Consider the following 19985-nt stretch of genomic DNA (forward strand, 5'->3'; position numbering starts at 1 on the left):
CGCTGATCGCGTTTGCTATTTATTGCGTCCGTATTTCTTGAACGTCGCGTTCCAGTCCGCTGCCAGAGAGTCGAGCACTTCCTTCGCCGTGCCTTGCCCGGCGGTGACGAAGGGATAAATGCGCTGGTTCATCTGGATCAGCAGTTCGGCATATTCAGGCGTTGCCCAGAAGTCCTTCACCTTGAACATGGTCTCGTAGAAGGCCTTGTTATAGGGTGTCGCGTTCTGAAATTCCGGCGATTCAAGCACCTTGGCGCTTGCTGTGTAGCCGCCGAGTTCGGCCCAGCGCTTCTGGGTCTCGTCCTTGATGAACCATTCGAGGAATTTCATCGCCTCTTCCTGGTTTTTTGAGTAGGAGATGACCGATATACCTTGACCGCCGAGCGCTGCGAATTGTTCTCCGTTCGGCCCAGCCGGATTGGCAAAGAAGCCGGTAACCTTGGCGCTCGGGTTGGACGCCTCGTTCACCAGGGCCGGGAAGAAGGCGAAGTAGTTCATGCTCATCGCCGCCAGGTTCTCGGTGATCGCCTGATTGTTCTCGACGAAGAAGGACTTGGCCCAGCCCGGAGGCGTAAAGCCGTAGAGCTCGCGATACAATTCGAGCGCCTTGACGTTCTTCTCGGAATTGATGATGCCGTCGACCTTGTAGCTCTGGTAGTCACCGAGTTCGCCTCCAAAGGAGAAGATCGCGTTCTCGACACCCATGACGAGGCCGTCATAAGAATTGTCGGTGTAGATGGCGATTCCGTAGCGCTTCTGGTCTGGACGGTGGAAGAACTCGGCGATGTCGCGCATCTCGGCCCATGTCTTCGGCGGGGCGAGGTCGTAGCCGTATTTAGCCTTGAACGCCTCCATCTCCTTGGGATCTTCGAACCAGTCCTTGCGGTAGGACCAGCCGACGGCGTCGCCTTCGGCCGGAACTGACCAATACTTTTTCGAGTTCGACGGATATTCGGCATAGTATTTCACCGTTGCCGGAGCCATCACCTGGGTCAGATTGTGCTTGGTGAAGAAGTCGGTCAGATCGACGTAATGGCCGGCTTCTGACGCCGCCCCGATCCACTGACTGTCGCCGACGACCATGTCATAGGCTGAACCCTTGGCGTTGAACTCGGTGAATGCCTTGGTCTGGAAGTCGGCCCACGGTGTGGTCTCGACCGTGACCTTGACGCCGGTTTCAGCCTCGTATTCGTTGGCGAGTTCCTGAAGGTAATTTGCCGGGTCCCACTCGGCCCAGAAAATCGTCAGTTCCTGGGCCTGTGCGGATGTTCCGCAGGCCCACATCAATCCGACACCGGCAAAGAGACCGGCCATAGTTTTGCGCATAACATTTCCTCCCATTTATGCACGCTTCCCGCGTCATCGCGGGCCTCCCGATCCGGCTTCCCGATCCTCCTGGGTGATTTTCGTGCTGGGGTCCTCCCCGACCCTGGCGCGTTTCAGATCTCAAGCCTGAATGTTATTCCCTAATCTGGTAGTACCAAACGCCAATATCGTCAAGAGTGAGCCTCGGAGAGCATTTAGCAAAGGTTCATCTTCCAGACTTCTGGATACCTTCCCACAATTGCGGCTCCGCTCATGCGGTCTTGTCAGGCAAACTCACGTTCCTGCTTGCCAATCCCGACCACATTTGCTTCATCTGGTCCAACCAATTGATAATTTGAAGGTTCCCCATGTCATGCTTTGCTCTCCGCCTGCCGTAACGCCGTATCAACAAGCGCCCTGGCGGCCCACTCGGCAACAGACTGCGCGCTTTCGGAGGTCAGGCCCCAGATATCCTTCAACACGATCAGCACCTCGACGCCGAAGACAAGCGAAAGCGCCTGTGCAAGGCGTTCCCGGGATTCGGGCGGCATGGTGCCCTGCAGGGGAGCCGTCACGCTCTTCAGCAGGTCGACCCGGTGGCCGCGCGTGAACAGCGGCTCGTTGCCGAGCGTGCCGGCCTGGCGCTGCGCCCACTGGTCCAGCGAAAGTTTCAGCGCCGCCTTGAAGGTGGCTTCGAACTCATCGATGCGCGGCATTGCGGTCGCCAAGAGGTCGGCAACGCGGGTGCGTGCATCGGGACTGTCCGACGACCAGCTGAGTATCGGCCCCAGAGCCTCGTCCACCACGGCATGCACGAGTGCGGCCTGGCTCGGAAAGTAACGGTAGGCCGTCGCGCGCGAGACTTCGGCAGCCTCGGCGACTTCACTTACCGACGGAGTGATACCGGACTGCATGAGCCGCGTTGCCGTTTCGAGCATCAGTTTTCGCGTTCGGGCACGCGGTCCTCGCTCGGTCCTGGCTGTTTCGTTCTGTTGACGTGAGACATCCATGTCTTTATGATACGCGCGTCTCACTAATTTGCAAGGGCCTATCGCTTTGCCGGACGTGGGATATGCTGGGAGGAAACCCAACCGGTCTCGGAGGGGAAATGAAGCAGATCTACGTGGTCGGCACGGCCGACACGAAGGGCGAGGAGCTTGCTTATCTGGCCGCCTGCATCGAAGCGGCGGGCGGGGCTGTCGTCCGTGTCGACGTCGGCATCCGCGAGCCTCAAATCTCCGTCGATGTGAGGGCCGACGCAGTGGCGGCGTGCCATCCGGACGGGGCTGGAGCCGTTCTTGCCAGCGGCGACCGCGGAACGGCGGTCGAGGCGATGGGCATTGCCTTCGCGCGCTTCCTCGTGGAGCGCCAGGACATCGCCGGCGTCATCGGTATCGGTGGAGGCGGGGGCACTTCGATCATTACCGCGGGCATGCGCCAATTGCCGCTCGGTCTGCCAAAGATCATGGTCTCGACGCTCGCATCCGGCGATGTGGCTCCCTTTGTCGATGTTTCAGACATCTTGATGATGCCCTCGGTCACGGACATGGCGGGCCTGAACCGGCTGAGCCGCGTCATCCTTCACAACGCCGCCCAGGCGATCACCGCCATGGCCCGCCGGCCGGCTGAGGTGACTGCATCCAAACCAGCCCTCGGGCTTACCATGTTCGGCGTTACGACACCTGCCGTATCCGCCATGGTCGAGCGCCTCCGAGCGGACTATGACTGCCTGGTCTTCCACGCGACAGGCACGGGCGGGCGTGCGATGGAGAAGCTTGCCGACAGCGAACTCATCTCTGGCGTGCTCGACATCACGACGACCGAGGTCTGCGACCTGCTGTTCGGCGGCGTCTTGCCCGCCACCTCGGACCGTTTCGGCGCCATTGCTCGCAAAGGCCTGCCCTATGTCGGCTCGGTCGGTGCGCTCGATATGGTGAACTTCTGGGCGCCGGAGACTGTCCCGGAGCGTTATACCGGCCGGCTGTTTTACCGGCACAACCCGAACGTCACCTTGATGCGCACGACGTCGGCCGAATGCGCGCAGATCGGCCGCTGGATCGGCGACAAGCTCAATCTCTGCCACGGCCCCGTACGCCTTCTCATTCCCGAAAAGGGCGTTTCGGCCCTCGACATCGAAGGCGGTCCGTTCTTCGATCCGCAAGCCGATGCCGCGCTTTTCGCCGCGCTCGAGGCGACGGTGAAGCCGACGGTGTCGCGACGTATTATTCGCCTGCCGCTCCATATCAACGATCCAGATTTCGCCGAGGCCGCCGTCGCGGCCTATCGTGACATCGCCAACCCCTGAGAGACAAATCGATGCCAGTCATACCGCGCAGCACCATCCTCGAAAAATTTCACGGCATGATCGCAGCCGGCGTGCCGATCGTCGGCGGCGGTGCCGGCACCGGCATCTCCGCCAAGGCCGAGGAGGCAGGCGGTATCGACCTCATCATTATCTACAATTCCGGGCGATACCGCATGGCGGGCCGCGGTTCGGCAGCCGGACTGCTCGCCTATGGCAATGCCAACGAGATCGTCAAGGACATGGCGCTTGAAGTGTTGCCTGTCGTGAAAAAGACGCCGGTGCTTGCTGGCGTCAATGGCACGGACCCCTTTGTGCTGATGCCGCGCTTCCTCGCCGACCTCAAGGCAATGGGCTTTTCCGGCGTACAGAACTTCCCCACAATAGGCCTCTTCGATGGGCGGATGCGGCAGAGTTTCGAGGAAACGGGCATGAGCTACAATCTGGAGGTCGAGATGATCGCCACCGCCCACGGCCTCGACCTGCTGACGACGCCCTATGTGTTCAACGAAAGCGAGGCTATCGCCATGACGACCGCCGGCGCCGACATCGTCGTGGCGCATATGGGGGTGACGACCGGCGGCACGATCGGCGCCACATCCGGCAAGTCCCTCGATGACTGCGTCGAGGAGATCGCCGCGATCGCCAAGGCGGCACGTTCCGTGCGCGACGACGTCATCGTGCTCTGCCATGGCGGCCCGATCTCCATGCCGGCGGATGCGCGCTACATTCTCGAACGCTGCCCTGGCTGCAACGGCTTTTATGGCGCAAGCTCGATGGAGCGCCTGCCGGCAGAGGCGGCAATCCGCAAGCAGACCGAAGATTTCAAGGCGCTCGCCATCGGCGCGGTCGTCTGAGGAAGGGCATGGAGGAGGTCGTTTCATGGTAAAGAACAAGTATTTTATCTATCCTGAGGATGTGAGCGCCTTCGGTTTCGACTGGGGCAAGCTGTCGCTGACTGTGGCGCCCGAGATCAACGGTGCCAGCCGCTTTTCCGGCGGCGTCGTCGAGCTGCCAAGCGGCGAGGGCCATTCCCGCCACAATCACCCGGGCGCGGAGGAAATCATTTTTGTGATTTCCGGCGAGGGCGAGCAGATGGTCGAGGACGAAAATGGTAATCCGATCACGCAGAAGGTCGCCACCGGCTGCACGATCTATATTCCGGAAAGTCGCTTTCATTCGACGAAGAACACTGGCGGCGGGAAGATGCTCCTTTTCGTGGTCTACTCACCGGCCGGGCCGGAGCTTGCGCTACGCGATTTGCCGGACTTCCGCCTGCTGCCGCCGGGCTTCTGAGGGGGCGCATCCATTTTCTGGGAGGAAAGACAATGAACGACAATGCAGGGCAAACAAGGCAGACCGCCGTGACGCCGTTCGATACGGCCAAGCTCGACCGTCTCATGGAGGAAGCCGGTATCGACGTCATCGTCGCCACCTCCAAACACAACACGCAATATCTCATGGGCGGCTATAAGTTCATCTTCTTCGCCGCCATGGATGCGATCGGGCATAGCCGCTACCTGCCGATGGTGATTTATGAGAAAGGCGCGCCCGATCACTCCGCCTATGTGGGCAACCGCATGGAGGGCGCGGAGCACCAGAACAATCCATTCTGGACGCCCTCCGTGCATACGGCGAGCTGGGGCACGCAGGATGCCGCCGGGCTCGCCGTCGAGCACTTGAAGAAAATCGGCAAGACCGGTGGGCGCATCGGCATCGAGCCAGCCTTCCTGCCCTCCGACGCCCGCGACCTGCTCGCCTCGCGGTTGGATGGCGCTCGATTTGTCGATGCCACGCATGTGTTGGAGCGGCTAAGGGCCGTCAAGACGCCGGATGAACTGGCAAAGCTGAGACGCGCCTCCGAACTGATCACCGACTCTATGCTGGCGACGATCGCGGCGGCCCGCGCCGGCTCGACAAAGATGGAGATCATCGAGCAGCTGCGCCGGGAAGAAACGAACCGCGGCCTGCACTTCGAATATTGCCTCCTGACGCTCGGCTCCAGCCACAACCGCGCGGGCTCGCCTCAGGCCTGGGCCGAGGGCGAGATCCTGTCGATCGATTCCGGCGGCAACTATCACGGATATATTGGTGACCTCTGCCGCATGGGTGTGCTCGGCGAGCCGGATGCGGAGCTGGAGGACCTTCTGGCCGAAGTGGAATGTATCCAGCAAGCGGCCTTCGCCAAGGTCAGGGCAGGGGCTGCGGGCAGGGAGATGATTGTGGCAGCGGAGGCCGAGCTCAAGGCCTCGCCGTCGGCGGCCTTCACCGACTTCTTCTGCCATGGCATGGGCGTCATCGCCCACGAAGCGCCATTCCTCATGACGAACCACCCCGTCACCTATGATGGCATCGATGCCGACAAACCGCTGGAAGCCGGGAGCGTGATCTCGGTCGAGACGACGATGCTTCACCCGAAGCGCGGATTCATCAAGCTGGAGGATACGCTTGCCATCACTGATGGCGGCTATGAAATGTTCGGCGACCGTGGCCGCGGCTGGAACCGCGCCGGAGCGTGATTGCAGGCCCATTGAAAAAAAGGCCCGGCAGATATCACCTGCCGGGCCTTTCGTTGCTTGGTGCCGTCGTCTCAGCTGTGGTGGATCTCTGTTCCCAGCACCTTCAGGCATTCGCGCATAAAGGCGGCGAGCGCCGTCCAGCCCTTGGCCGAAACCATCGTGCCATCGACATAGGCTTCGGTTGGCGAGAGGTCGATATAGGTTCCGCCCGCCAGGGTGACCTCCGGTTCGCAGGCCCCAAGTGCGCCCACCTTCTTGCCGCGAACGACGCCGTCGACCGCGATCAGAATCTGGACCCCGTGGCAGATGGTGAAGATCGGCTTCTTCTGCTCGTGGAACTGACGCACCATTGCCTGCACCCGCTTGTCGGTGCGGATATATTCCGGTCCGCGCCCGCCGGCGCAGTAGACGGCATGATACTGGCCGAGCTGGTCCTCGGCCTCGGAAAACGTCTTGTTGATGGTGACGTTGTGCCCGAGTTTTTCGGTGTAGGTCTGGTCTCCCTCGAAATCGTGCAGCGACGTCCTGAGGATGTCGCCGGCCTTCTTATCCGGGCACACGATATGCACCGTGTGACCGACCGCCTCCATCGCCTGCTGAAAGACGAAGATTTCGTACTCCTCGGTGAAATCGCCGGTGAGCATCAGGATTTTCTTGCCTGGCATGGGTTCTCCTCCTCATTGTCAGATCGGGCAGGCACGACCTTGCCTGCCGGTTGCTCAGATTTCGTCGAAGGCCGGCAACAGCCGGTCGCGCGAATGTTCGATATGGATGCGCATTGCCTTCGCAGCCGCGCCGGGGTCGCGCGCCGCGAAGGCATCAAGCAGCGTCTGATGCTCGCCGAGTGCCTCCTCGGTGACACGGCGATGAAACATCAGACGGAAGATATGGAAATGCGTGTGCTGGAATGTCAGCATCTCGCGGATCAACTCGTTGCCGGCAAATTCCATGATGCGGTCATGGAAAATGGCATCCTTGCGGGCGAAGGCCGAATAGTTCGCTCGTTCGTCCCTGTTGTCGCTGCGTGTCATCACGCCGGCGGCCTCCGTCAGGATTGCCAGCTTTTCGTCGTTCATTGCCTCGGCCGCCTTCGCAGCGCCGGCAGGTTCCAGCAGCAGGCGCAGTTCATAGAGCTCGTCGAAGCGGTGGCGCGTGATTTGCGGCGCGGCACGATAGCCGACCAGATGCTGCTTGACGACGAGGCCCTCGCCTTCAAGCCGGCCGAGGGCTTCGCGGATCGGGGTGTGTGAGACGTTGAATTCCCTGACCAGGTTGTCGACCGTAATCCGCGCCCCCGGCGCAATCTTCAACGACATGAGCTGGTTGAAGATTGCCTCGTAGACGTCGCCCGCCAGGCTGTTGGCGCGCGGTATCTGGGTCGTGGTCGTTGATGGTTCCTTGGGTCTCGTCGAAATCATCTGCTGCCTTGCCTCTTGACAGGTTCAATCGCTAGCACGATGCTGCGCCCAAGACAATCCTATATCCTATACGATTTAATATAGGGAGGAAAAATCATGCGCATATCCGAAGCGGCAGCCCTCGCGCTTGCCACCCGCCTGCTGGAAGAACATGGCGCTCCGTGTGACCACGCGGCCCTGCAGGCTCGCGTCCTGGTGACGGCGGAGATGAAGGGGCATCCCTCGCATGGCCTGTACCGGCTTCCACGGCTGGTCGAGCGCATCGAGCGCGGTGTCATTGACCCGCAGACGAAGGGCACGCAGCGCTGGCGCGCGGATGCGGTGCTGGAGGTGGAGGGTTCGTCGGGATTTGGCCCTGTCGTCGCCATGGCCGCGATCGAGCGGCTGGCGCCTCACATTGCGGATCTTGGCATCGGTCTTGTCGCCGTGCGCAATGCCAACCATCTCGGCATGCTCGCGCATTACGTGGAGGCCATCGCCGCACTGGGTTTCGTCGGCATCGCGCTCTCGTCGAGCGAGGCGCTGGTCCATCCCTTCGGCGGGACCCGGGCGATGCTCGGCACCAACCCCATCGCCATCGCCGTGCCAACCGCCGAGGAACCGCTCGTGCTCGACCTGGCCACCAGCCTCGTGCCGATGGGCAGGATTCATCATCACGCGGCGACCGGGAGGCCCATTCCCGAGGGATGGGCGCGCGATGCGGCCGGCAATCCGACGACCGATCCGGGGCGTGCGAAGGCCGGCGCGATTGCGCCCTTTGGCGACGCGAAGGGCTACGGCCTCGGCATTGCTTTGGAGCTGCTGGTGGCAGCTCTTGCCGGCTCGGCGCTCGCGCCGGATGCGCGCGGCACGCTCGACAGCCAGTCGCCGTGCAACAAAGGCGACGTCTTCATCTTGATCGAACCCAGTCTGGCGCCGGGACTGCAGGAGCGGCTGTCGACCTATCTCGATGCCGTGCGCGCTTCACCACCCGCCAGCGCCGGCGAACCGGTTCTCGTCCCGGGCGATCGTGCCCGCGGGCGGCGAGCGGCGGCAAGCCGCAACGGGCTCGAGATCGACCAGCGCCTCTGGGAAGACCTCAACGCGCTTTCGCGCCCGCGCATTCTGGCCTTCGAGGGACAAAGATCATGAGCCTGTTTGCCGCCCTGAGGTTGCCGCGGGAAATCCTGTCCGGCGTCGGCCAGCGCCACGCGCTCGCGAGCGTCGCCAGCAGGACCGGCCGGCGCGCACTCGTCTGCACGGATGCGCGTTTTGCCGCAACACCCGTCTTCGCGGAAATGATCGCCGCGCTTGAAGCGGCCGGCATTGTCGTCCTGGTGCATGACCAGACGCTGCCGGACGTGCCGCAGGATACGGTGGCCGTTTGCGTTGAGGCCGCGCGCGGTTTTGAGCCCGATATGGTGATCGGCATCGGTGGCGGCAGCTGTCTCGACATGGCCAAATGCGCTTCGCTTCTGCTCGCTCACGGCGGCGCGCTCGCCGATTATTACGGTGAGTTCAAGGTGCCGGCGCCCGTCCTGCCGGTCATCGCCGTGCCGACGACGGCAGGGACAGGCTCCGAGGTGACGCCGGTTGCGGTCGTTTCCGATCCCGATCGTATCCTGAAGGTTGGCATTTCCAGCCCATATCTCATCGCTGCGGCGGCGATCTGCGACCCGGAACTGACCCTATCCTGCCCGCCTGGGCTCACGGCGATTGCCGGTGCGGATGCGTTAACGCATGCCATAGAAGCCTTCACGGCCATGCGCCGCCCCGGCGATCCTCAACTCGCGCAGCAGCATGTCTTCATCGGCAAGAGCGATCTCTCCGACCAGTTCGCGCTGCATGCCATCCGGCTCCTCAGCCGGAGCCTGGAAAAGGCCTTCGTCGACGGTGCCGACATCGATGCGCGCGCCGATGTGATGATGGGCGCGCTCGCTGCCGGCTGCGCCTTCGGAACGGCGGGCACCGCTGCGGCCCATGCCGTGCAATATCCGGTCGGTGCCTTGACCCATACGCCGCACGGCCTCGGGGTTGCGACCATGCTGCCCTATGTGATGACATATAATCGCCGCGTCGCGGGCGCGGACATCGCCATTGTCGGTAGGGCGCTCGGCCTCGATCCCACCGGAGTGGAGGACGACGAGACGGTTGCCGATGCCGCGATCGCGGAGGTGAGCCGCCTCTTTGCCGCGATCGGCATCGCTCCGACGCTCGCCAGCCTCGGCCTGCCGGAAGACCGGATCGACTGGGCCGCCGAGCAGGCGCTCGGCATCGGCCGGCTGATCAAGAATAATCCCCGCTCCTTCGATGCCGCCGCCATGCGCGCCCTGGTGCGCGCCGCCTATGACGGCGATCTGGCCGCTTCCGCCCTCTGACCTGGGAAATCATCATGAACGTCAACCAGCATTCTCCGCATTCAGACCGCGATCCCTTCGGCCTCAGCGTGTTCTCCCGCGGCCTCTATATCGGCGGCGCCTGGCGGCCTGCGGCGGGCGAGGGCCGGATCGAGGTGATCGACCCCTCGACCGAGGCGGTCATTGCCTCTGTGCCCGATGCCACCGTCGCGGATGCGGCGGCGGCCGTGGAGGCTGCCGCAAGCGCGGCGGAAGGCTGGCGCGAGATGCCGCCGAGAAAGCGCTCCGAGATCCTGCGCCGCTGCTTCGAACTTATGGTGGAGCGCTCCGAAACGCTTGCCGGGCTCATTTCGCTCGAGAACGGGAAGGCGTTGCGAGACGCGCGCGGCGAGGTCGCCTATGCGGCAGAGTTCTTTCGGTGGAACGCCGAGGAGGCGGTGCGCATCTCCGGAGAGTTCGGCGTTGCCCCGGCCGGTGGAAACCGCATCGTGGTCGACTACCAACCGATCGGCATCTGCGTTCTCATCACCCCGTGGAATTTCCCGGCCGCGATGGCGACCCGCAAGATCGCGCCTGCCCTTGCCGCAGGCTGCACCGTCATCCTGAAGCCGGCGAGCGAGACGCCCCTGACGGCCTATGCGCTTGCGGCTCTCTACGAGGAGGCTGGCGTGCCGCCGGGCGTCGTGAACGTGATGACAACATCGACGCCAGGCCCCGTCATCGCCGCCATGCTGGGCGACCCCCGCGTGCGAAAACTTTCCTTCACAGGTTCGACCGGCGTCGGCCGCACGCTTCTGGCGGAAGCGGCAAAAAATGTCATCTCCTGCTCCATGGAACTCGGCGGCAACGCGCCATTCATTGTTTTCGACGATGCGGACATCGACGCGGCGATCGAGGGTCTGATGGTCGCGAAAATGCGCAATGCGGGTGAGGCCTGCACGGCTGCAAACCGCATTTATGTCCAGTCCGGTATCCATGATGCCTTCGCGGAAAAATTCACCCGACGCATGGCCGCCCTCAGGGTCGGCCCGGGTGTGGATCCGGATACGGAATGCGGTCCGATGATCACACGCAAGGCCGTGGAGAAGATCGAGCGCCTGGTTGCGGATGCCGTTTCGCGCGGCGCGCACGTCCTCTGTGGCGGACGAACATTGGCAGGCCGCGGCTTCTTTTATCCACCGACGGTGCTTGTCGATGTTCCCCCGGCCTCCGACATGGGCTGCGAGGAGATTTTCGGTCCCGTCGCGCCGCTCTACCGTTTCGAGACCGAGGCAGAGGTCATCGCTGCCGCCAACGATACGGAATATGGCCTTGCCGCCTACATCTATACCCGCGACATTGGCCGTGGCATCCGCGTCGCCTCCAAGGTTGAGGCGGGCATGATTGCGCTCAATCGTGGACTGGTCTCCGATCCCGCTGCCCCCTTTGGCGGTGTGAAACAGAGCGGCCTTGGACGTGAAGGAGGGCAGCATCACGGTATCGCGGAGTTCATGGAAGCTAAGTACATTGCGACAAGTTTCTGAGGGAGGAACCTGTGGCCGCCGATCCGTTCCGCATTCGTGACCATGTCGCAGATTTCGACGCGATCGTCGGCGATATCCGTGCCCGCAGCCTCGCGACGCGGCGCACTGTCGCCATGGAGGCCAACATCGCCTACGGGGCTGGACCTGGCGAGACGCTCGACATCTTCCTGCCAGATAGCGCCGGCTCGGACTTGCCGATCCACATGTTCATCCATGGCGGCTATTGGCGGATGTTTTCCAAGGAGGACTATTCCTGCGTCGCTGAGACCATTACCGGCGCCGGCGCGGTCGCAGCTATCGTCGATTACTCCTTGATGCCCACGGCGAGAATGGACGTTCTGATTGATCAGGTCCTAAAAGCCAAGGCATTCCTGCTGGCGCATGCCGATCGTTTTGGCGCCACGTCAAAGCGGTTCTCCGTCAGCGGTCACTCCGCTGGTGCACATCTTGCAACCTTTCTCTTCCATCGCTCGCCGGCGTCTTCGGGCGTAGGTGCTGCTTTCCTGCTCTGCGGCCTATACGATCTCGAACCCTTGCAGAGATCTTTCCTGCGTGACGAGATCGCCTTGAGCGACGAGGAGGTGCGACGGTTTACGCCCATGCGTCACGAGCACGATCCTGCAACGCGTGTCGCTATCATGACCGGCGAACTTGAAACTGATCCGTTCAAAATTCAGGCAAATGCTTTCAGGGACATTCTTGCCGCCCAAGGGCTTGACGTCCGGGCATCGCAGGTCGCAGACGGCAATCACATGAGCACGGTGCGCGATCTCGCCGTCGCTGGCACGCCTGTGGCGGCAGCACTGCACGCCTTGATTGCCAATAATGCCAATGAGGAACCGAAGCGACACACCTTCCCTTGACCGCCGGGTTTTCGTGATCGTGGCAATCGAAGCGTGATGCATCGGCTCCTATGCCCGGTACCAAGTCGTGCCGATCCGCGTCGTCCAACGTCGCGCAAAGGCCGACCGCGTCCTAAAAATCAGCCACCTTGCCCCAGGCGGATCCACCGAAGCGGTCGGGGTGGTAGGGCCTCGGATCAACGATCGGCTCATCGCCGGTGACGATATCGGCGATCAAATGGCCGGCGCCTGGCCCGATGCCGAAGCCGTGGCCGCTGAAGCCGGCAGCGACGATGAAACCCGGGAGGGTAGGGATCTCGCCAATCCCCGGCACGCCGTCAGGTGTGCTGTCGATGTACCCTGCCCAGGCCGCGCTGATATCGGTTTTCTTCAACGCGGGAAGAAGCTCGATCGCCCGCGCATGCGTGAGGGCAATGGTGGCCTTGTTTACCGCCGGGTCGAGGATGCGCATGCGCTCCATCGGTGTCGGTCTGTCGAGCCGCCAGCGTGCCAGAGATTCATGACCTGAGCGAAAACCTTCCAACCCGCCGGGTGCCAGACTGCGCCAGCGCCGGGCAAACATCGGCAGGAACTGTGGCGCGAAGCGGAACTGCTGCGGGGTCGGATCCACGCGGCCGCGGCCGCTGATCGCCAGCGTGTAGCCGCCATCGCGACGTCGCGTCACCGACACGGCGGATGTATGCAATGCATCCGGCAGGCCCTCGGCCCCCGCGGAAACCGAGAGGATTGACGAGCGGATCGAGGCTTGCGGAAATCGAATGCCGAGTTGGCGGCAGAAGGAGGAGGCCCAGGCGCCGCCGGCGAGGATGGCGATTTTTGTGCGGATCGTGCCATGCTCGGTGACGACGCCGGAGAGCCTTCCGCCTTCGACCTCAAGGCCGCGGGCCGCACAGGATTGATGCACCGTACCGCCGAGTTTCAGGATCGCACGCGCGACGGCCGGCGCAGCGCTTGCCGGATCGGCGGTGCCGTCGGTGGGCGAAAACACCCCGCCTTTCCACGAGGTGCCGGTGGCATGCCCGCGTTCGGTTGCCTCCGTGCTGCTCAGCATATGCGTCGTGACGCCGACCGAGCGGGCGAAATCGCGCCAACGGGCCCAGCCGGACAGTTCCTGGTCGCTATTGCTGAGATAGAAGAGGCCGCATCGACGGAAGCCGGTGTCCTCACCGGTTTCGGTGGCGAAGCGCTCCCACAGATCGAGGCTCTTCGTCGACATCGGCAATTCGCGGGCGTCGCGGTTCTGCTGCCGGCACCAGCCCCAGTTGCGGCTCGATTGCTCGGCGCCGATCAGGCCCTTCTCGACGAGGGCGACCTTCAATCCGCGCCGGGTGAGATAATAGGCCGCAAAAACGCCGACGATGCCGCCGCCGATGACCACGGCATCAGCGGTGGAAGGCAGTTCCGGCGTGGTGTCGACGCGATTGAGCGGTGCGGGCATGGGAGAGTCTCCGTTTTAACCGCAGTGTAGCGAATCTGACGCCACGGCCTTGCCGGAGATCGGTTGGCGGCAGCAGAAGATTCCGTGTTGGGAGGATCCCAGCAGCCGTTTGTGCTTCGGCCTGTCTCGCAACGCGATCGACAGGCCAACGCCATGTGCTAAGGTTGGTGTCGGGAAACAGGCAGCATAATCTGCTGCGTCATTGGCGATCTCCAGCAAGTGAGGGCGTGTGAGATGAAACTCGACCGGATCGACGTAAAAATCCTTTACGAACTGCAGAAGAATGGCCGCGTCACGAATGTGGAGCTCGCCGAACTGGTCAATCTGTCGCCGAGCCCCTGCCTGATGCGGGTGAAGAAGCTGCAGTCGGAGGGCTACATCGAAGGCTATTCGGCTCAGATCAACGTCAGCAAACTGGGGCAGACGCTGACTGTATTCACTGAGATCACCCTGAAAAACCATCGGCAGATCGACTTCGCCCGCTTCCTGGCGGCGATCGAAAAAGTCGACCAGGTGATCGAATGCCATCTGGTCTCCGGCGGATACGATTATCTGCTGAAATTCGTCACCGCCGGAATCGACGAATACCAGACGATCATGGAGCGCCTCACCGATATGGACGTCGGCATCGACAAGTATTTCAGCTTCGTCGTCCTGAAATCTCCAATCATCAAAGCCCACATGCCGCTGACCACCTTGTTTCCGCATTAGTCGGCGAGCAGGACCGCACCGGGGGCCGCTCCTGATATCACGGCTGGATGTCCTTTCGTCCGCCCCCGTGGCCGAATGTCCCAACGCACTCTGTCAGGGCTCCAGATCGACCTTACCCAACTGCACCTCCTCGACCCAATCGAGAGGTCGATTCTCTCTGTCGCGGGTTGTTCTCCCTATAATGAGAGTTCCATACTGGTTGGAAGGACTTGCGACAGGATGTCGGGCCTGCTCTCTAAAGCCATATTCTTTGCCACTTGCTGATCTCTGCCGTGAGGCCCGAGACGTTCCAGCACGACCTGACCGGGTGAGCGCTGAGTCCGGCAAGCATCTCGCTTTTGGCTCCGAGCAGGGCAGCGCGGCAACGCCTTGAATCGGCGCTCAGTGCCGGCAATAGGTCCGCACCAATTCCGGATCCTGCTGGAGACCGTCGAGCCATGCCGGATCGAGGGTCGGCACCGATGAGAAGAGCAACTGCGAATAGGGATGTTGCGGCGCCTTCACCGCCGATGAGGTGATCTCCTCGACCTTCCGGCCTCCATACATCACGACGATCTCGTCGCAGATCGCCTCCACCACCGAGAGGTCGTGGCTGATGAAGATGTAGGAGAGGCCGAGTTCGCGCTGCAATTCCTTGAGCAGGTCGATGACAGCGGCGGCGACCACCGTGTCGAGCGCCGAGGTAATCTCGTCGCAGAGGATCAGCTTCGGATCGGCGGCGAGCGCCCTGGCGAAGTTGACGCGTTGCTTCTGCCCGCCCGAGAGTTCGCCCGGCCGGCGGTGGCGCAGGTTGCGGGGCAGGCGCACCATGTCGAGCAGCTGATCAATCCGGGCGTTCCGCGCCTTTCGATCCATGCCGTGGTAAAAGACCAAAGGTCTGTCGAGTATGTCCTCAACCGATTTGGCCGGATTGAGCGCGGTATCGGCATATTGGAAGACGATCTGCATCTCGCGCAACTCATCACGCGAACGCTCGCGCGCGTTGCGGTGCAGTTCCGTGCCGTCGAAGACGATCTTGCCGACCGCGGCCGGCAGGATGCCGGCGATTGTGCGGGCGAGCGTCGACTTGCCGCAACCGGATTCACCGATGATGCCGAGATTGCGGCCTCTTTCCACCTTCAGGCTCACGTGCTCGACCGCGCGAACGAGCGGCAGGCCATCAGCCTGGCGCTGCCCATAGCCCGCGACAAGACCTTCTATGCTGAGCAGGGGAGCGGTCGCGGGTTCGGCCGGGCCTGCTGCGCCGCGCGGCTTCGGCTCGAAGGCTGCGAGCAGCTCCCTGGTATAGGGGTGTTTCGCATTGTTGAGGATCTCGTCCGTGGTGCCGGCTTCCTGGGTCTCCCCGCCTTTCAGGACAACGATGCGGTCGGCGATCTGCGCGACGACGGCAAGGTCGTGGGAGACATAAACGCCTGATATGCCGCCCTTCTTCATGACAGACTTGAAAGCCCGCAGCACTTCGATCTGGGTCGTCACGTCGAGCGCTGTCGTCGGCTCGTCGAAGATGACGAGGGTCGGGTCGCCGATCAGCGCCATGGCGGCGGCCAGACGCTGCAGCTGGCCGCCGGAAACCTGGTGCGGATAACGACTGCCGATCGTCTCGGGGTCCGGCAGCGACAGCGCCCGGAAGAGCTCGACGGCCCGGGCACGCGCATCGTCCGGCGACATCAGTTGATGAATGCGGGTGACTTCGATCACCTGGTCCATGATCGATGTGGCCGGGTTGAAGGCGGCAGCCGCCGATTGCGGGACATAGGCGACTTCGGTGCCACGCACCTTGGCGCGCTGCTTCTCGCTGAGCGTGACCATGTCCTTGCCGCCGACCGAAACGCTGCCGCCGGAGATACGACAGCCCGCACGGGTGTGGCCCATCAGGGTCAGGGCGATGGTTGTCTTGCCCGAGCCGCTCTCTCCGATCAGCGCGACGATCTCGCCCTCGGCAACATCGAGGCTGACACCTTTGATGATTTCGACACGCCGGCCGGAATCGGTGGTGGCCTCGACCTTCAGGTCACGGATTTCGATGAAATTGCTCATGACACACTCCGGTCGCGGATTTTCTGCGGCAGGTTGTCGATCAGCAGGTTGACGCTGATCGTCAGGCTGGCGATGGCAAACGAGGGAAACATCACCGCCGGCGCACCGAATGGCAGGCCGCCGATGTTCTCACGCACCAGCGCACCCCAATCGGCATAGGGCGGCTGGACGCCAAGGCCGAGGAAGGAAAGCCCGGAGAGCAGCAGAACGATGAAGACGAAGCGGATGCCGAGATCGGCAAGCACCGGTCCGACGATGTTGGGCAGGATTTCCGAGCGAATAAGATAGAGGGTGCTTTCCCCGCGGATGCGCGCGACCGTGATGAAATCCATCGCATTGATGTTGACGGCGAGCGCCCGGGCGAAACGGTAAGCGCCGGGGATGTAGATCACCGACAGCGTCATGATCAGCACCGGGACCGAGGAGCCGACGGCAGCGACGACCACCAGGCCGAACAGTTTGCTCGGGATGGAGTTAAGCGCATCGAGGAAGCGGCTGAGGATCGTGTCGAGCCAACCGCCGGCGACCGCTGCGATCATGCCGAGCACGACGCCGCTGAAGCAGGCGATCGTGACCGCCGCCAACGAGATACCGACCGTGTAGCGCGCGCCCATCAGAATCCGCGATAGCATGTCGCGGCCGAGATAATCGGAGCCGAGCCAGAGTTCCCGGCTCATCGGACCGAAATAGTCGAGATCGATGATCTCGCCGACGGGGTAGGGGATGACCCATGGCGCGAAGATCGCGACGAGCGCCCATAAGAAGATGACGGTGAAGCCGATCGCGCCGATGATGTTGAAGCGATAGCCAAACCGGGTTCCGGACAGCGGGCTGGAGGTGGTTTCGGAACTGGTCATAGTCATCGGAGCCTCGGATTGGAAAGGATGGCGATGATATCCGCGATGGTGATCAGCAGCAGATAGCCCAGGCAGAAGATCATCGCGCAGCTCTGGATCAGCGGCAGGTCGCGGGTGGCGACGGCATCCAGCATCAGCTTGGCGATACCGGGATAGTTGAAAATGGTCTCGACGATGATGACGCCTCCGAGCAGATAGGACAGCGAAAGCGCGACGGCATTGACGATCGGACCCAGCGCATTGGGCAGCGCATGGCGAAAGACGATGCGCGGCCGGGAGGCGCCCTTGAGCAATGCCATTTCGACATAGGGCGTATTGAGCGTCTCGATGACAGCCGCGCGCGTCATGCGGATCATCTGGGCCGAGACGACGAAGGTGAGGGTGATCACCGGCATGGCATAGACACGCAACAGGTCGGTTAGACTGTGGACTTCATTAGCGAAGGACAGCGCCGGCAGCCATTTCAGATAGACGGCGAAGATGAGCGCCGCGGAGGTCGCGACCATAAACTCCGGCACGGAGATGACGCCGATGGTGATCACGGTGACGATCCGGTCGTAAAGGGTGCCGCGCAGCATCGCCGCGGTGATCCCGAGCGTTAGCGCGATCGGTACGGAGAAAAGCGCGGTGACGCCGGCAAGTTTCAGCGTGTTGACGAAGCGGCCGGCGATGAGAGCGGCGATCGGCATTTCGTTGGCATAGGACGTGCCGAGGTCGCCTTGCAGCAGTCCGACTAACCACCGCAGGAAACGAAAGAGGGCCGGTTCGTCGAGATGCATGGCCTTGCGCAGGCCTTCGACGGCTTCCGGCGTGGCGGCTTGGCCGAGCAGGATCGTCGCCGTATCTCCAGGCAACAGCGTTGTCGCGAAGAAGACGGCGAAGGAGACGATCACCAGGGTGATCACGGCGACGAACAATCTGCTCAGTACAAGGGATAAGACCTGGCGGTTCACGGGCGTCTTCCCTTTGCGTTCGAGTTAAGTTCCATCAATGCAGATGGAGGAACTGGGGCGCGGGCTGCAGCCCCAGTCTCCTTTGCTTAATCAGGCTTCAAGCCAGACATATTCCGCGAAAGCGTATCCCATCTGGCCGCCGAGCGGGTTGGCTTCCAGGCCCTTGAGCTTGGTGGTCGTGGCATCGACGTTCGAGATATAGGCCGGAATGATTGTACCAGCTTCCTGGGCGACCATGCCCTGCATCTCGTTATAGATCGTCTTGCGCTTGTCTTGATCGAGAGAGCCGCGCGCCTGGATCAGCATCTTGTCGAACTTCTCCGACTTGTAGTGGCTTTCGTTCCACGGAGCGTCCGAGGTGTAGAGCAGGGAGAAGAGGATATCGGGGGTCGGCCGCGGGTTGATGTTGCCGAAGTGGATCGGCGCCTTGAGCCAGTAATTGTCCCAATAACCATCAGATGGCACTCGCTGCACATCGAGCTTCATGCCGATTTCGGCGCCGGCCGCCTGGATGATCATGGCCATGTCGATCGACGAGCTCGCCGCATCGGAAGCGATGATCGGGATGGATTGGCCAAGCACGCCGGCCTTTTCGAAGTGGAACTTCGCCTTGTCGGGATCGAAGGCCCGCGCTTTCAGCTCTGCGTCACGATAGAAGTTCGCCGGTGAAACGGGTTGATCGTTACCGACTTCACCGAGACCACGCAGCGCCGATTTGACGATCTGTTCGCGGTTGACGAGATACTTCATACCCTCGATGAAGTCCCGCTTGTTGCCGGGCTCCATATCCAGGCGCATGTTGAGATTGGTATAGTTGCCGGACGTCGTCTTCGACACGGTGAAGCCGTCGCCCTGGGCCTCGACGAGGCGCATAGAACGCGGATTGATCGTGGCTGCGAGATGGATGTCGCCCGCAAGCAGGGCGTTGACGCGGGCATTGTCGTCGCTGATGGCGAAATATTCGAAGGAATCGACGTTCGGGCCGGATTTCCAGTAATTCTTGTTCTTGATCCCGACCGACCGAACACCCGGCTCGAAGACTTCCTTGACGAAAGCGCCGGTACCGTTGGCCTTGGTGAAATCGGTCGTTCCGTCGGCGACGATCATGAAATGATGCATCGACAGGATGGTCGGCAGATCGGCATTCGGGCTGGCGAGCGTGATCTCGACGGTTTGTTTGTCGACCGCCTTGAAACCGGTCATCTGGGCGGCGATCTTGGCGACTTTCGAGCCGACGGACGGGTCGAGATGGCGCTTTAGCGAGAAAACCACGTCATCGGCGGTCAGCGGCTTGCCGTCATGGAAAGTAACGCCGTTCTTCAGCTTGACCGTCCAGGTCTTCGCATCCTTGGACTCGATTGCTTCGGCAAGCTCCATCTGCGGCGTGCCTGATTTGTCGAGGAAGGTAAGGCGGTTATAGAAGGAGCAGCACCGGACATAGTCGGTGGAGAGCGACGCCTTGGCGGGGTCGAGCGTATCGGCTGTGGAGGACGACCAGCCGGCCGCCTTGAGCGAGCCGCCGGAAACGGGCGTGGCGGCAAGCGCCTTGCCGGCACGGCCAAGCACGAGCCCGCCGGCAGACAGCGCCACACCGCCCGCAAGCATCATATGCAGCAACTCGCGACGAGTGGCGCCACGACGGATGGCGCTTTCGACCATGGCATCGTCGGATCTGGTCCAATTGGTGATCTTGTCGTTCATCTCATTCCCCTTTTCTTCTGTG

18 protein-coding genes are annotated in these 19985 nt (G+C 62.2%); 9 read left to right on the top strand and 9 right to left on the bottom strand.

The features are described from left to right. Nucleotides 1-15: 15 nt before the first annotated feature. Nucleotides 16-1326 (bottom strand): ABC transporter substrate-binding protein, encoded by a 1311-nt coding sequence (locus tag V8P77_RS25930; protein WP_335914816.1) that lies wholly within the window; start codon nt 1324-1326, stop codon nt 16-18. Nucleotides 1327-1676: 350 nt separating this feature from the next. After that, nucleotides 1677-2315, bottom strand: a complete 639-nt coding sequence (locus V8P77_RS25935) for a TetR/AcrR family transcriptional regulator (RefSeq protein WP_335914817.1) — start codon at nt 2313-2315, stop codon at nt 1677-1679. Nucleotides 2316-2413: 98 nt separating this feature from the next. Here V8P77_RS25935 and V8P77_RS25940 point away from each other — a divergent pair, with 98 nt between their 5' ends. From V8P77_RS25940 to V8P77_RS25955, 4 genes are read left to right on the top strand one after another with little or no spacing between them, the layout of a single operon-like run. Further along, nucleotides 2414-3610, top strand: a complete 1197-nt coding sequence (locus tag V8P77_RS25940; protein WP_335914819.1) for a Tm-1-like ATP-binding domain-containing protein — start codon at nt 2414-2416, stop codon at nt 3608-3610. Between the two features lie 11 nt (nt 3611-3621). Then, nucleotides 3622-4464: a phosphoenolpyruvate hydrolase family protein gene (locus V8P77_RS25945; RefSeq protein ID WP_025397094.1), complete on the top strand. Its 843-nt coding sequence runs from the start codon at nt 3622-3624 to the stop codon at nt 4462-4464. A gap of 25 nt (nt 4465-4489) precedes the next feature. Then, nucleotides 4490-4903 (top strand): cupin domain-containing protein, encoded by a 414-nt coding sequence (locus V8P77_RS25950; protein ID WP_025397095.1) that lies wholly within the window; start codon nt 4490-4492, stop codon nt 4901-4903. Nucleotides 4904-4935: 32 nt separating this feature from the next. Next, the gene (locus tag V8P77_RS25955) at nt 4936-6126 is read left to right on the top strand and encodes a M24 family metallopeptidase (protein WP_335914821.1); all 1191 of its coding nucleotides are present in this window, start codon (nt 4936-4938) and stop codon (nt 6124-6126) included. Nucleotides 6127-6197: 71 nt separating this feature from the next. Here V8P77_RS25955 and V8P77_RS25960 read toward each other — a convergent pair whose 3' ends face one another. Continuing rightward, nucleotides 6198-6791, bottom strand: a complete 594-nt coding sequence (locus tag V8P77_RS25960; RefSeq protein WP_335914822.1) for a DJ-1/PfpI family protein — start codon at nt 6789-6791, stop codon at nt 6198-6200. 54 nt (nt 6792-6845) lie between these two features. Beyond that, the gene (locus V8P77_RS25965) at nt 6846-7544 is read right to left on the bottom strand and encodes a GntR family transcriptional regulator (RefSeq protein WP_335914823.1); all 699 of its coding nucleotides are present in this window, start codon (nt 7542-7544) and stop codon (nt 6846-6848) included. A gap of 96 nt (nt 7545-7640) precedes the next feature. Here V8P77_RS25965 and V8P77_RS25970 point away from each other — a divergent pair, with 96 nt between their 5' ends. Genes V8P77_RS25970 through V8P77_RS25985 form a run of 4 tightly spaced genes read left to right on the top strand, consistent with a single transcriptional unit; the run spans nt 7641 to nt 12266 of the window. Next, nucleotides 7641-8675: an Ldh family oxidoreductase gene (locus V8P77_RS25970; RefSeq protein WP_335914824.1), complete on the top strand. Its 1035-nt coding sequence runs from the start codon at nt 7641-7643 to the stop codon at nt 8673-8675. After that, complete coding sequence (locus tag V8P77_RS25975; RefSeq protein ID WP_335914825.1) at nt 8672-9901, top strand: iron-containing alcohol dehydrogenase; 1230 nt, start codon at nt 8672-8674, stop codon at nt 9899-9901. Before V8P77_RS25970 ends, V8P77_RS25975 begins: the two co-directional genes overlap by 4 nt. A gap of 14 nt (nt 9902-9915) precedes the next feature. Then, nucleotides 9916-11403 carry an NAD-dependent succinate-semialdehyde dehydrogenase gene (locus V8P77_RS25980; RefSeq protein WP_335914827.1) on the top strand — a complete coding sequence of 496 codons (1488 nt, stop codon included), beginning with the start codon at nt 9916-9918 and terminating at the stop codon, nt 11401-11403. Between the two features lie 11 nt (nt 11404-11414). Beyond that, nucleotides 11415-12266: an alpha/beta hydrolase gene (locus V8P77_RS25985; RefSeq protein WP_335914828.1), complete on the top strand. Its 852-nt coding sequence runs from the start codon at nt 11415-11417 to the stop codon at nt 12264-12266. 112 nt (nt 12267-12378) lie between these two features. Here V8P77_RS25985 and V8P77_RS25990 read toward each other — a convergent pair whose 3' ends face one another. Continuing rightward, the gene (locus V8P77_RS25990) at nt 12379-13704 is read right to left on the bottom strand and encodes an NAD(P)/FAD-dependent oxidoreductase (RefSeq protein WP_335914829.1); all 1326 of its coding nucleotides are present in this window, start codon (nt 13702-13704) and stop codon (nt 12379-12381) included. Between the two features lie 234 nt (nt 13705-13938). On the opposite strand from V8P77_RS25990, the gene V8P77_RS25995 reads away from it, so the two are divergent. Then, nucleotides 13939-14415: an Lrp/AsnC family transcriptional regulator gene (locus V8P77_RS25995; RefSeq protein ID WP_003549758.1), complete on the top strand. Its 477-nt coding sequence runs from the start codon at nt 13939-13941 to the stop codon at nt 14413-14415. A 381-nt stretch (nt 14416-14796) separates the two neighbouring features. Here V8P77_RS25995 and V8P77_RS26000 read toward each other — a convergent pair whose 3' ends face one another. The 4 genes from V8P77_RS26000 to V8P77_RS26015 all read right to left on the bottom strand — a co-directional run bounded on the left by V8P77_RS26000 (nt 14797) and on the right by V8P77_RS26015 (nt 19963). Continuing rightward, nucleotides 14797-16452, bottom strand: a complete 1656-nt coding sequence (locus V8P77_RS26000; protein ID WP_335914839.1) for an ABC transporter ATP-binding protein — start codon at nt 16450-16452, stop codon at nt 14797-14799. After that, nucleotides 16449-17315, bottom strand: a complete 867-nt coding sequence (locus tag V8P77_RS26005; protein ID WP_222418929.1) for an ABC transporter permease — start codon at nt 17313-17315, stop codon at nt 16449-16451. The genes V8P77_RS26000 and V8P77_RS26005 overlap by 4 nt, the downstream gene beginning before the upstream one ends. Beyond that, nucleotides 17312-18262 (bottom strand): ABC transporter permease, encoded by a 951-nt coding sequence (locus V8P77_RS26010; RefSeq protein ID WP_028742929.1) that lies wholly within the window; start codon nt 18260-18262, stop codon nt 17312-17314. Before V8P77_RS26010 ends, V8P77_RS26005 begins: the two co-directional genes overlap by 4 nt. Before the next feature lie 90 nt (nt 18263-18352). Beyond that, nucleotides 18353-19963 carry an ABC transporter substrate-binding protein gene (locus tag V8P77_RS26015; RefSeq protein ID WP_335914842.1) on the bottom strand — a complete coding sequence of 537 codons (1611 nt, stop codon included), beginning with the start codon at nt 19961-19963 and terminating at the stop codon, nt 18353-18355. Between the last annotated feature and the right edge of the window lie 22 nt (nt 19964-19985).

The sequence above is a fragment of the Rhizobium aouanii genome, from assembly GCF_037002925.1.
GTDB lineage: Bacteria > Pseudomonadota > Alphaproteobacteria > Rhizobiales > Rhizobiaceae > Rhizobium > Rhizobium aouanii.

Excerpts from the sequence above, each read along its gene's own strand:
- V8P77_RS25930 (WP_335914816.1), bottom strand. The coding sequence starts at position 1,326 with ATGCGCAAAACTATGGCCGGTCTCTTTGCCGGTGTCGGATTGATGTGG.
- V8P77_RS25935 (WP_335914817.1), bottom strand. The coding sequence starts at position 2,315 with ATGGATGTCTCACGTCAACAGAACGAAACAGCCAGGACCGAGCGAGGA.
- V8P77_RS25940 (WP_335914819.1), top strand. The coding sequence starts at position 2,414 with ATGAAGCAGATCTACGTGGTCGGCACGGCCGACACGAAGGGCGAGGAG.
- V8P77_RS25945 (WP_025397094.1), top strand. The coding sequence starts at position 3,622 with ATGCCAGTCATACCGCGCAGCACCATCCTCGAAAAATTTCACGGCATG.
- V8P77_RS25950 (WP_025397095.1), top strand. The coding sequence starts at position 4,490 with ATGGTAAAGAACAAGTATTTTATCTATCCTGAGGATGTGAGCGCCTTC.
- V8P77_RS25955 (WP_335914821.1), top strand. The coding sequence starts at position 4,936 with ATGAACGACAATGCAGGGCAAACAAGGCAGACCGCCGTGACGCCGTTC.
- V8P77_RS25960 (WP_335914822.1), bottom strand. The coding sequence starts at position 6,791 with ATGCCAGGCAAGAAAATCCTGATGCTCACCGGCGATTTCACCGAGGAG.
- V8P77_RS25965 (WP_335914823.1), bottom strand. The coding sequence starts at position 7,544 with ATGATTTCGACGAGACCCAAGGAACCATCAACGACCACGACCCAGATA.
- V8P77_RS25970 (WP_335914824.1), top strand. The coding sequence starts at position 7,641 with ATGCGCATATCCGAAGCGGCAGCCCTCGCGCTTGCCACCCGCCTGCTG.
- V8P77_RS25975 (WP_335914825.1), top strand. The coding sequence starts at position 8,672 with ATGAGCCTGTTTGCCGCCCTGAGGTTGCCGCGGGAAATCCTGTCCGGC.
- V8P77_RS25980 (WP_335914827.1), top strand. The coding sequence starts at position 9,916 with ATGAACGTCAACCAGCATTCTCCGCATTCAGACCGCGATCCCTTCGGC.
- V8P77_RS25990 (WP_335914829.1), bottom strand. The coding sequence starts at position 13,704 with ATGCCCGCACCGCTCAATCGCGTCGACACCACGCCGGAACTGCCTTCC.
- V8P77_RS25995 (WP_003549758.1), top strand. The coding sequence starts at position 13,939 with ATGAAACTCGACCGGATCGACGTAAAAATCCTTTACGAACTGCAGAAG.
- V8P77_RS26000 (WP_335914839.1), bottom strand. The coding sequence starts at position 16,452 with ATGAGCAATTTCATCGAAATCCGTGACCTGAAGGTCGAGGCCACCACC.
- V8P77_RS26005 (WP_222418929.1), bottom strand. The coding sequence starts at position 17,315 with ATGACTATGACCAGTTCCGAAACCACCTCCAGCCCGCTGTCCGGAACC.
- V8P77_RS26015 (WP_335914842.1), bottom strand. The coding sequence starts at position 19,963 with ATGAACGACAAGATCACCAATTGGACCAGATCCGACGATGCCATGGTC.